Origin of the sequence: Pseudomonas sp. KK4, assembly GCF_001984065.1 — a bacterium.
GTDB lineage: Bacteria > Pseudomonadota > Gammaproteobacteria > Pseudomonadales > Pseudomonadaceae > Aquipseudomonas.
Map to the genome: position 1 here is coordinate 1 of NZ_LYVP01000145.1, position 11,065 is coordinate 11,065.

The following is an 11,065-nucleotide window of genomic DNA, read 5'->3' on the forward strand; positions in this document are numbered from 1 at the left end:
CAACATGGGAATCTGTTCCTGGTCACCGGCTTCGACCGTGTCGGTCAGCAGCGGCGGTTGCAGGTTGTCATCACCGAGCAACTGACGGATCGACTCAAGGTCGTCCAGCAAGTGCGCGGAATTTTGCAGCGGTTTTGGAGTGTCCATCGGAATGCTCAGAGTCGCTGTAAACGGTGATCTTGCAGAGGATAGCCCTGTTCGCGGTAGAAACGGAAACTCTCCCGCGCGGCCTGGCGGATCACGGGATCTTCGACCACCACTTCGGCCACGCGGGCGAAGCGTTGGGCAAAGCCCGGGACCTTCAGGTCGAGGTTGACCAGCAAATCCTGGTGCTGACCGCAGTCGTCGCCCACCCCCAGCACGATCAGGCTGTCCGGCTCGCTGTCGGCAGGGCCGTGCGGCACGAAGCTTTCGCCCTTGAACGCCCACAGGCGCGCATCGAGATCGTCGCGCTGGGCGACATCCGTGCAGTGCAGGTAGACGCGGTGGCCCATGCGCCAGGCTTTTTCGGTGAGCTTGCAGGCGAAGTCCAGGCGTGCCGAAGGATCGGCGCTGGGCAGGATATAGAAGTCGACTTTGGTCATTGCGGTTCCTGAGCCAAGGGCGGCGTCACTTGAAGGCAGCGCCGCCCGAGGTCATCGGTTTCAGGCTTTGGCGCGGTCCAGCAGGTATTGGGTCAGCAAGGGAACCGGACGGCCAGTGGCGCCCTTGTCCTTGCCGCCGCTGACCCAGGCGGTACCGGCGATGTCCAGGTGCGCCCAGTTCAGGTTTTTGGTGAAGCGCGACAGGAAGCAGGCTGCGGTGATGGTGCCGGCTTTCGGGCCGCCGATGTTGGCGATGTCGGCGAACGGGCTGTCCAGTTGCTCCTGATACTCGTCGAACAGCGGCAACTGCCAGGCGCGGTCGTCGGCCGCCTTGCCGGCGCTCAGCAGTTGACCGATCAGTTCGTCGTTGTTGCCCAGCAGGCCCGAGGTGTGGGCGCCCAGTGCAACCACGCAGGCACCGGTCAGGGTGGCGATGTCGATGACGGCTTGCGGCTTGAAGCGCTCGGAGTAGGTCAGTGCGTCGCACAGCACCAGACGGCCTTCGGCGTCGGTGTTGAGGATTTCCACGGTCTGGCCGCTCATGGTGGTGACAATGTCGCCTGGACGGGTCGCGTTGCCGCTCGGCATGTTCTCGGCGCAGGCCAGGATGCACACCAGGTTGATCGGCAGTTTCAGTTCCAGCACGGCGCGCAGGGTGCCGAAGACACTGGCGGCGCCGCCCATGTCGAACTTCATCTCATCCATGCCCAGGCCAGGCTTGAGGCTGATGCCGCCGGTGTCGAAGGTGATGCCCTTGCCGACCAGTGCGTACGGCTTCTCGGATTTCTTGCCGCCGTTGTACTGCATGACGATCAGGCGCGGCGGTTGGGCGCTGCCCTGGCCGACGGCGTAGAACGAGCCCATGCCCAGGGCCTTGATCTTCTTCTCGTCGAGGACTTCGACTTTCAGGTCCTTGAACTCTTTGCCCAGGTCCTTGGCCTGTTCGCCGAGGAACGTCGGGTGACAGATGTTCGGCGGCAGGTTGCCCAGGGTGCGGGTGAAGGCCATGCCGTTGGCGATCGCGGTGGCGTGGGTCACGGCGCGCTGTACTTCAGCCTGGGCGGCCTTGATGGTCACCAGGGTGATTTTCTTCAGGGCGCGGGGTTCGGCCTTCTGGCTTTTGAACTGGTCGAACTGGTATTCGCCGTCCACCAGGGTTTCGGCCAGCAGGCGGGTCTTGCCGTAGCTGTCGCGACCCTTGACTACGATTTCGTCCAGGGCCAGCACCGCTTCGCTGCCGCCCAGCCCTTTGAGGGTGTTGAGCACGCCGGCGACGATTTTACGGAATGGACGGTCGCCCAGTTCCTCGTCCTTGCCCACGCCCACCAGCAATACGCGCTCGGCCTTGAGGTTCGGCAGGCTGTGCAGCAGCAGGCTCTGGCCGACTTTGCCAGCCAGGTCGCCGCGCTTGAGGACGGCACTGATGGCGCCACCGCTGAGTTCGTCGAGTTGTTTGGCGGCGGCACCGAGCTTGCGGCCTTCACCGACGGCGACCACCAGCGTGGCGGTCTTCAACGTTTCCGGGTTAACGCTTTTTACAACCAGTTCCATGTCCAGGTCCCTGAATTGATGGTCAACTCGCAAGCGCTCGACAGTGGCGTGCGTCGCTTGCTTATAAATAGAGGCGCCAGCGTGGCTGGCGACGAAGGCCGCAGTTTGAACCTCGCTACCGGCGCCTGACAACCCTCGGTCGTACGATCTTCATGCAATTGACAGCATTGCAGGCGCTCACTCGCTTGCGGCGAGCCCAAGAGCGGCACAGGGTCCCAAGCGCCCCGGATTTTCATTGGCAACCTTCGTGAGCAGGGTTGGTCCTACAGGCGTTTCCATGCATTGCGCAGTGACAGGCGCACCCAATCACAGGATAATGCGCCATCTTTTTTCGGCAGCTCTGCCATGCGGGCTGTCTGATGTGTTTGCTTGTTCGGCCGCCTTAGCCTGACAACCCTGGAGTGTCTGGTTTGATCGTCTTCCGTTATCTATCCCGCGAAGTCCTGTTGACCTTGAGCGCCGTCAGCGCCGTGCTGCTGGTCATCATCATGAGCGGACGCTTCATCAAATACCTCGCGCAAGCGGCGTCGGGCCAACTGGATCCGAGCTCGCTGTTCCTGATCATGGGCTATCGCCTGCCGGGCTTTCTGCAACTGATCCTGCCTCTGGGGCTGTTCCTCGGGATCCTGCTGTCCTACGGTCGCCTGTACCTTGAAAGCGAAATGACCGTGCTCTCCGCTACCGGCATGAGCCAGCAACGTCTGTTTCGCATGACCCTGTTTCCCGCCACCCTCGTGGCACTGGTGGTCGCATGGTTGAGCCTGAGCCTGGCACCGCAAGGCGCCAACCAGTTTCAACTGCTGCTGAACAAGCAGGATGCCCTGACTGAATTCGATACTCTGGAGCCCGGTCGCTTCCAGGCGTTGCGCGACGGCACCCGGGTGACCTACACCGAGCAACTGTCCGATGACCGCATCAATCTGTCCGGTGTGTTCATTTCGCAAAAAAATCTCTCGTCCGACCAGAAGGACCGCGGGATCTCGGTGCTGGTGGCAGAGAAGGGCCGTCAGGAAATCCGCCCTGACGGCAACCGCTACCTGATCCTCGACAACGGCTACCGCTATGACGGTAATCCCGGTCAGGCCGATTACCGCGCCATTCACTATAAGGAATACGGCGTTCTGCTGCCCAAGCCGGACGTCAGCGACGAAGTGACTGACCGTGACGCCATGCCTACCGCCACTCTGCTGGGCAGTGACGACATCCGTTCGCGCACCGAGCTGCAGTGGCGTATCTCCCTGCCTTTGCTGGTCTTCGTCGTGACTCTGTTGGCGGTGCCGCTGTCGCGGGTCAATCCGCGTCAGGGCCGTTTCCTCAAGCTGCTGCCGGCGATTCTTCTTTATATGGCTTACCTGACCATCCTGATTGCCGCTCGCGGCGCCCTCGAAAAGGGCAAGATTCCAACGGCGCTGGGGCTGTGGTGGGTCCATGGGATCTTCCTGATCATTGGCCTGGGCCTTTTGTACTGGGAACCCCTGCGCTTGAAGATGGCGAGCCGTCGCAGCGCGCTGGAGGTGGCCCGTGGTTAAGCTCGATCGCTACATCGGCAGCAGCGTATTCATGGCGATCCTGGCGGTGCTGGGGATCATCCTCGGGCTGGCGACCCTGTTCGCGTTCATCGATGAGATGAGCGATGTCAGCGATACCTACACCTTGGTCGATGTCCTGGGTTATGTGTTGCTGACCGCACCGCGGCGTCTGTACGACATGCTGCCGATGGCGGCGCTGATCGGCTGCCTGATCGGCCTCGGCAGCCTGGCGAGCAACAGCGAACTGACGATCATGCGCGCAGCCGGTGTGTCCATTGGGCGGATCGTCTGGGCAGTCATGAAACCCATGCTGGTGCTGATGCTGGTAGGGGTGTTGATTGGCGAGTACGTCGCGCCAGCCACCGAAAGCACCGCCCAGGCCAACCGTTCCCTGGCCCAGGGCAGTGGCGATGCGCAAAGCGCCAAGCATGGTTTGTGGCATCGTCAGGGCGAGGAGTTCATCCACGTCAACTCGGTGCAACCCAACGGCATTCTGTACGGCGTGACCCGCTACCACTTCGACAAGGAGCGGCACATGCTGGCGGCAAGCTTCGCCAGGCGCGCCGAGTTCGACAAGGATCACTGGCAGCTGAGCGACGTCACCACCACGCTGTTCCATGAGCGCAGCACCGAAGTGGTCAACACCCCGATGGAACGCTGGGACGTGGCATTGAGCCCGCAGCTGCTGAGCACCGTGGTCATGGCCCCTGAATCCCTGTCGATCACCGGCTTGTGGGGTTACATCCACTACCTGGCGGATCAGGGCCTGAACAACGGCCGTTACTGGCTGGCATTCTGGGTAAAGGTCTTGCAGCCACTGGTGACCGCCGCCCTGGTGCTGATGGCCATCTCCTTCATCTTCGGTCCGTTGCGTTCGGTGACCCTCGGTCAGCGGGTGTTTACCGGCGTCCTGGTGGGTTTCACTTTCCGCATTGCCCAGGATTTGCTCGGCCCATCGAGCCTGGTGTTCGGTTTCTCGCCGTTGTTTGCGGTGCTGGTGCCGGCCGGTGTCTGTGCCCTGGCGGGGCTCTGGCTGTTGCGTCGCGCCGGTTAAGGCCAGACGTTTCCAGCATTTGGCCCATGAAAAACGCCCCCGTCGCAAGACCGGGGCGTTTTTGTAGGTGCCGTCTGACCTGCGAACGTGACGCTAGCGTCGTGGATCAGGTACAATTCCCGGCTATTTTTCGGCGGGCTATGCCTGCAGCCTTTTTGAGTGTTGATCCGTGAGTGATTTGAGTCATATCCGCAATTTCTCCATCATCGCCCACATTGACCATGGCAAGTCGACGCTGGCCGATCGCTTCATCCAGATGTGCGGCGGCCTGGCCGAGCGTGAGATGGAAGCCCAGGTACTGGATTCCATGGACCTTGAGCGTGAGCGCGGAATCACCATCAAGGCGCACAGCGTCACCCTCTATTACAAAGCCAAAGACGGTATCAACTACCAGCTGAACTTCATTGACACCCCAGGCCACGTTGACTTCACCTACGAAGTCAGCCGCTCGCTGGCGGCCTGTGAAGGTGCGCTGCTGGTGGTCGACGCCGGTCAGGGCGTGGAAGCGCAGTCGGTTGCCAACTGCTACACGGCGATCGAGCAGGGCCTGGAAGTGATGCCGGTGCTCAACAAGATCGACCTGCCACAGGCCGATCCGGACCGCGTCAAGGAAGAAATCGAAAAAATCATCGGCATCGATGCCACCGACGCGGTCACGTGCAGCGCCAAGACCGGTCTGGGCGTCGATGAAGTGCTCGAACGTCTGGTTGCCACCATTCCGGCGCCGACCGGTAACATCGAAGATCCGTTGCAGGCGTTGATCATCGACTCCTGGTTCGACAACTACCTGGGCGTTGTGTCCCTGGTGCGCGTTCGCCATGGCCGGGTGAAGAAGGGCGACAAGATTCTGGTCAAGTCCACCGGCAAGATCCACCTGGTGGACAGCGTCGGCGTGTTCAACCCGAAACACACCGCCACCGTGGACCTCAAGGCCGGTGAAGTGGGTTTCATCATCGCCGGTATCAAGGACATTCACGGTGCGCCAGTGGGCGATACCCTGACCTTGAGCTCCACCCCGGACGTCGATGTGCTGCCAGGCTTCAAACGCATTCAGCCTCAGGTCTACGCCGGCCTGTTCCCGGTCAGCTCCGACGACTTCGAAGACTTCCGTGAAGCGCTGCAGAAGCTCACCCTGAACGACTCGTCCCTGCAGTACACCCCGGAAAGTTCCGACGCCCTGGGCTTTGGCTTCCGTTGCGGCTTCCTCGGCATGCTGCACATGGAGATCATTCAGGAGCGCCTGGAGCGCGAGTACGACCTGGACCTGATCACCACGGCGCCGACGGTGATCTTCGAGCTGCTGCTCAAGACCGGTGAAACGATCTACGTCGATAACCCATCGAAACTGCCGGATCTGTCGTCGATCGAAGACATGCGCGAGCCGATCGTGCGGGCCAATATCCTTGTGCCGCAAGAGCACCTGGGCAACGTCATTACCCTGTGCATCGAAAAGCGTGGCATCCAGCATGACATGCTGTTCCTCGGCAGCCAGGTTCAGGTGACCTACGATTTGCCGATGAACGAAGTGGTTCTGGACTTCTTTGACCGTCTGAAATCCACCAGCCGCGGCTATGCTTCGCTGGATTACCATTTCGATCGTTACCAATCGGCTAATCTGGTGAAGCTGGATGTGCTGATCAACGGCGACAAGGTCGATGCCCTGGCGCTGATCGTGCACAAGGACAACGCGCACTACAAAGGTCGCCAGTTGACCGAGAAGATGAAAGACCTGATTCCGCGGCAGATGTTCGACGTGGCAATCCAGGCCGCCATTGGCGGTCAGATTGTGGCGCGTACAACCGTCAAGGCACTCAGAAAGAACGTATTGGCCAAATGCTACGGTGGTGACGTCAGCCGTAAGAAGAAACTGCTGGAAAAGCAAAAGGCCGGTAAAAAACGCATGAAGCAGGTCGGCAACGTGGAAATTCCACAAGAAGCCTTCCTTGCCGTGCTCAGGTTGGATAGTTAGGTCCTATGTCACTAAATTTCCCGCTGTTGCTGGTCATCGCCGTGTTCGTCTGCGGCCTGTTGGCGTTGCTCGATCTGCTGTTTCTGGCGCCGCGTCGGCGGGCCGCCATTGCCTCCTATCAGGGCAGCGTCAGCCAGCCTGATGTGGTGGTGGTCGAGAAGCTGAACAAGGAGCCGTTGCTGGTCGAGTACGGCAAATCGTTCTTTCCGGTGTTGTTCATCGTGCTGGTGCTGCGTTCGTTCCTGGTGGAACCGTTCCAGATCCCGTCCGGCTCGATGAAACCGACCCTGGACGTCGGCGATTTCATCCTGGTGAGCAAGTTTTCCTACGGGATCCGCCTGCCGGTGATCGACAAGAAAGTCATCGAAGTCGGTGAGCCACAACGCGGCGATGTGATGGTGTTCCGCTATCCAAGCGACCCGAACGTCAACTACATCAAGCGTGTGGTCGGCTTGCCGGGTGATCAGGTTCGTTACACAGCCGACAAGCGTCTGTTCGTCAACGGCCAGTCGATTGCCGAGCAACTGATCGGCTCCGAGCCGGGCACGCTGGGCAGCGCTGAGCTGTACAAGGAAAAGCTCGGTGCCGCCGAGCACCTGATCCGCAAGGAAATGAGCCGCTACCGTGCGACGCCGGACCATACCTGGACCGTGCCCGCCGGGCACTATTTCATGATGGGCGACAACCGCGACAACTCCAACGACAGTCGCTACTGGGATGATCCGAGCATTCCCAAGGATCTGCTGGGCATGGTTCCCGACAAGAATATCGTCGGCAAGGCCTTTGCAGTCTGGATGAGCTGGCCGGAACCCAAACTCAGCCACCTGCCGAATTTCTCGCGGGTTGGCCTGATCCAGTAATCACACGCGGCGCTGTTGAACACAGCGCCGAATGCATTTCTGGAGCCGATGGATTTCGGCCCCGAAGGCATGCAGCCAATGATATTCAGGACGTTATTTTTGAACACAGCGTTAATTGTCCCAAGCCTGCGCCGACTTTCGGCGATGGCGGTGGAATCCAACCACGAACTCAGCGTGGGTAAACCGTGAGCGTCTCCTTAAGCCGTCTCGAGCGTAAGCTCGGTTACACCTTCAAGGATCAGGAGCTGATGGTCCTGGCCCTGACTCACCGCAGCTTTGCCGGGCGCAACAACGAACGCCTGGAATTTCTCGGTGATGCCATCCTCAACTTCGTCGCCGGCGAGGCCTTGTTCGATCGCTTCCTGTTGGCCCGCGAAGGTCAGTTGTCGCGTTTGCGCGCACGCCTGGTCAAAGGTGAGACCCTGGCCGTACTGGCCCGTGGTTTCGATCTGGGTGACTACCTGCGCCTGGGTTCGGGCGAGCTGAAAAGCGGCGGTTTTCGTCGCGAGTCGATTCTGGCCGATGCACTGGAAGCCCTCATCGGTGCGATCTACCTGGACGCCGGCATGGAAGTGGCGCGTGAGCGCGTACTGGCCTGGCTGGCCGGCGAGTTCGAAGGCCTGACGCTGGTCGACACCAACAAAGATCCGAAAACCCGCCTGCAGGAATACCTGCAGTCCCGTGGTTGCGAACTGCCGCGTTACGAAGTGGTGGATATCCAGGGTGAGCCGCATTGCCGGACGTTCTTCGTCGAATGCGAAATCATCTTACTGAATGAAAAAAGCCGAGGTCAGGGTGTGAGCCGTCGTATTGCCGAACAGGTAGCGGCCGCCGCAGCACTGATTGCCCTGGGTGTGGAGAATGGCAATGACTGATTCAACTGCAACTCGCTGTGGCTATGTTGCCATCGTTGGCCGTCCGAACGTGGGCAAGTCCACGTTGCTCAACCACATCCTGGGTCAGAAGCTGGCGATCACTTCGCGCAAGCCGCAGACCACCCGCCACAACATGCTGGGCATCAAGACCGAAGGCGCCGTGCAGGCGATCTACGTCGACACCCCCGGCATGCACAAGGGTGGCGAGAAGGCCCTGAACCGCTACATGAACAAGACCGCGTCGGCGGCGTTGAAAGACGTCGACGTGGTGATCTTCGTAGTGGATCGCACCAAGTGGACCGAAGAGGACCAGATGGTCCTCGAACGCGTGCAATACGTGACCGGCCCACTGATCGTCGCGCTGAACAAAACCGACCGCATCGAAGACAAGGCCGAGCTGATGCCGCACCTGTCCTGGTTGCAGGAACAGCTGCCCAATGCACAAATCATCCCGATTTCGGCGCAGCACGGGCACAACCTCGATGCGCTGGAGCGGGTGATTGCCGAGCATTTGCCGGAAAACGATCACTTCTTCCCCGAAGACCAGATCACCGACCGCAGCAGCCGATTCCTCGCCGCCGAACTGGTGCGTGAAAAAATCATGCGGCAGATGGGCGCCGAGCTGCCGTACCAGATCACCGTCGAAATCGAAGAGTTCAAGCAGCAGGGCAAGACGTTGCACATCCATGCCTTGATCCTCGTCGAGCGTGACGGCCAGAAGAAAATCATCATTGGCGACAAGGGCGAGCGCATCAAGCGCATCGGCACCGAAGCGCGCAAGGACATGGAGCTGCTGTTCGACTCCAAGATCATGCTTAATCTGTGGGTGAAGGTTAAGGGTGGCTGGTCCGATGACGAGCGTGCGTTGCGTTCGTTGGGTTACGGCGACTTGTAATACGTTTTCGGATCAGCACCGATCCCCTGTGGGAGCGGGCTTGCTCGCGAAGAGGATGTAACATTCAGCAGTGATGTTGGCTGTTACGCCGCCTTCGCGAGCAAGCCCGCTCCCACATTGTTTTTGGGCTGTTTGTAAAACTGCGTTTCTTCATTGAGATCTGCGATTTCCATGTCCCAACCCCTCGGCCAACCCGCCTACGTCCTCCATTCCCGCGCCTACCGCGAAAGCAGTGCGCTGGTGGACTTCCTCACGCCCCAGGGGCGACTGCGGGCGGTATTGCGCAGTGCGCGGGGCAAGGCCGGCACGCTGGCTCGGCCTTTCGTACCGCTGGAAGTCGAGTTTCGTGGCAAGGGCGAGTTGAAGAACGTCGGGCGCATGGAGAGCGCCGGGGTGTCCACCTGGCTCAACGGCGAGGCACTGTTCAGCGGCCTCTACCTCAATGAGTTGCTGATTCGCCTGCTGCCCGCCGAAGACCCTCATCCCGGCGTGTTCGATCATTACGCAGCGACCTTGCTGGCCCTGGCCGAGGGGCGGCCACTGGAGCCGTTGCTGCGATCCTTCGAATGGCGTTTGCTCGACGACCTCGGCTACGGCTTTGCCCTGAGCACCGATATCCACGGCGACCCCATCGCCCCGGACGGTCTGTACCGGCTGCAAGTGGATGCGGGGCTGGAGCGGGTGTATCTGCTGCAACCCGGTCTGTTCAACGGCGTCGAGCTGCTGGCCATGGCTGAAGCCGACTGGTCCGCGCCCGGTGCGTTGTCCGCCGCCAAACGCCTGATGCGTCAGGCGCTGGCTGTTCATCTGGGCGGCCGTCCGCTGGTTTCCCGAGAGTTGTTTCGAAAGCCGTAAAATCCCCGTGTATGCTGTGCACCGAACTTTCTCTTCTTCTGGAGCGCTTCTGTGACCACCAGCACCCGCATTCTTCTTGGCGTGAACATCGACCACGTTGCCACCCTGCGTCAGGCCCGGGGCACTCGCTACCCGGACCCGGTCAAGGCCGCACTGGATGCCGAAGAGGCGGGTGCCGATGGCATCACCGTGCACCTGCGTGAAGACCGCCGGCACATTCAGGAGCGTGATGTGTTGCTGCTCAAGGACGTGCTGCAAACCCGCATGAACTTCGAAATGGGCGTCACCGAAGAAATGATGGCGTTCGCCGAGCGCATTCGTCCGGCGCACATCTGCCTGGTGCCGGAAACCCGTCAGGAACTCACCACCGAAGGTGGCCTGGACGTGGCGGGGCAGGAGGCGCGGATCAAGGCGGCGGTGGAACGCCTGTCAAAAATAGGTTCTGAAGTGTCGCTGTTCATCGATGCCGACGAGCGGCAGATCGAGGCCTCGCGCCGTGTCGGTGCACCGGCCATCGAGTTGCACACCGGTCGCTACGCCGATGCCGAGACCCCGACTGAAGTGGCTGAAGAACTCCAGCGGGTGGCGGATGGCGTAGCGTTCGGCCTGGCCCAGGGGCTGATCGTCAATGCCGGCCATGGCCTGCATTACCACAACGTCGAGGCCGTAGCGGCGATCAAGGGCATCAACGAACTGAACATCGGCCATGCGCTGGTGGCTCATGCGTTGTTCGTGGGCTTCAAATCGGCGGTGTCGGAGATGAAGGCGCTGATTCTGGCAGCGGCTGCCAAGGCCTGAAGCGGAGCGCATCACCAAAGTGGGAGCGGCGGTGCGACGATTCGACTTGCTCGCGAAAGCGGTGTGTCAGGCAACAATGTTGTTGAATGATAAAC

The 11,065-nt window shown here is 60.6% G+C and carries 10 protein-coding genes and 1 pseudogene; 8 read left to right on the top strand and 3 right to left on the bottom strand.

All coding sequences use genetic code 11. The features are described from left to right. From B0W55_RS26440 to B0W55_RS26450, 3 genes and pseudogenes are all read right to left on the bottom strand, one after another. Positions 1 to 147 (bottom strand): annotated as a pseudogene (locus tag B0W55_RS26440) (DNA polymerase III subunit chi); the annotation flags it as partial. Between the two features lie 8 nt (positions 148 to 155). Next, entirely contained in the window at positions 156 to 584 is a 429-nt protein-coding gene (locus B0W55_RS26445) for a DNA polymerase III subunit chi (protein WP_077048865.1), read from the bottom strand. 60 nt (positions 585 to 644) lie between these two features. Then, a complete protein-coding gene (locus B0W55_RS26450) occupies positions 645 to 2,135 on the bottom strand; it encodes a leucyl aminopeptidase (RefSeq protein ID WP_077048866.1) in 1,491 nt (496 codons plus the stop codon). Positions 2,136 to 2,545: 410 nt separating this feature from the next. On the opposite strand from B0W55_RS26450, the gene lptF reads away from it, so the two are divergent. The 8 genes from lptF to pdxJ all read left to right on the top strand — a co-directional run bounded on the left by lptF (position 2,546) and on the right by pdxJ (position 10,970). Then, positions 2,546 to 3,664, top strand: coding sequence for an LPS export ABC transporter permease LptF (gene lptF, locus B0W55_RS26455; protein WP_077048867.1), 1,119 nt, complete (start codon positions 2,546 to 2,548; stop codon positions 3,662 to 3,664). Continuing rightward, on the top strand, positions 3,657 to 4,718 hold the full coding sequence (gene lptG, locus B0W55_RS26460) for an LPS export ABC transporter permease LptG (RefSeq protein ID WP_077048868.1): 1,062 nt from the start codon (positions 3,657 to 3,659) through the stop codon (positions 4,716 to 4,718). The genes lptF and lptG overlap by 8 nt, the downstream gene beginning before the upstream one ends. 169 nt (positions 4,719 to 4,887) lie before the next feature. Then, on the top strand, positions 4,888 to 6,687 hold the full coding sequence (gene lepA, locus B0W55_RS26465) for a translation elongation factor 4 (protein ID WP_077048869.1): 1,800 nt from the start codon (positions 4,888 to 4,890) through the stop codon (positions 6,685 to 6,687). A 5-nt stretch (positions 6,688 to 6,692) separates the two neighbouring features. Continuing rightward, positions 6,693 to 7,547 (top strand): signal peptidase I, encoded by an 855-nt coding sequence (lepB, locus tag B0W55_RS26470; RefSeq protein WP_077048870.1) that lies wholly within the window; start codon positions 6,693 to 6,695, stop codon positions 7,545 to 7,547. A gap of 185 nt (positions 7,548 to 7,732) precedes the next feature. Then, positions 7,733 to 8,422: a ribonuclease III gene (gene rnc / locus B0W55_RS26475; protein ID WP_077048871.1), complete on the top strand. Its 690-nt coding sequence runs from the start codon at positions 7,733 to 7,735 to the stop codon at positions 8,420 to 8,422. Next, a complete protein-coding gene (gene era / locus B0W55_RS26480; RefSeq protein WP_077048872.1) occupies positions 8,415 to 9,317 on the top strand; it encodes a GTPase Era in 903 nt (300 codons plus the stop codon). The genes rnc and era overlap by 8 nt, the downstream gene beginning before the upstream one ends. Positions 9,318 to 9,488: 171 nt before the next feature. Next, the gene (recO, locus tag B0W55_RS26485) at positions 9,489 to 10,172 is read left to right on the top strand and encodes a DNA repair protein RecO (RefSeq protein ID WP_077048873.1); all 684 of its coding nucleotides are present in this window, start codon (positions 9,489 to 9,491) and stop codon (positions 10,170 to 10,172) included. A gap of 51 nt (positions 10,173 to 10,223) precedes the next feature. Next, the gene (gene pdxJ / locus B0W55_RS26490; RefSeq protein ID WP_077048874.1) at positions 10,224 to 10,970 is read left to right on the top strand and encodes a pyridoxine 5'-phosphate synthase; all 747 of its coding nucleotides are present in this window, start codon (positions 10,224 to 10,226) and stop codon (positions 10,968 to 10,970) included. The last annotated feature ends 95 nt before the right edge of the window (positions 10,971 to 11,065 follow it).

Coding starts and splice junctions, on each gene's coding strand:
- B0W55_RS26445 (WP_077048865.1), bottom strand. CDS start 584: ATGACCAAAGTCGACTTCTATATCCTGCCCAGCGCCGATCCTTCGGCA.
- B0W55_RS26450 (WP_077048866.1), bottom strand. CDS start 2,135: ATGGAACTGGTTGTAAAAAGCGTTAACCCGGAAACGTTGAAGACCGCC.
- lepB (WP_077048870.1), top strand. CDS start 6,693: ATGTCACTAAATTTCCCGCTGTTGCTGGTCATCGCCGTGTTCGTCTGC.
- era (WP_077048872.1), top strand. CDS start 8,415: ATGACTGATTCAACTGCAACTCGCTGTGGCTATGTTGCCATCGTTGGC.
- recO (WP_077048873.1), top strand. CDS start 9,489: ATGTCCCAACCCCTCGGCCAACCCGCCTACGTCCTCCATTCCCGCGCC.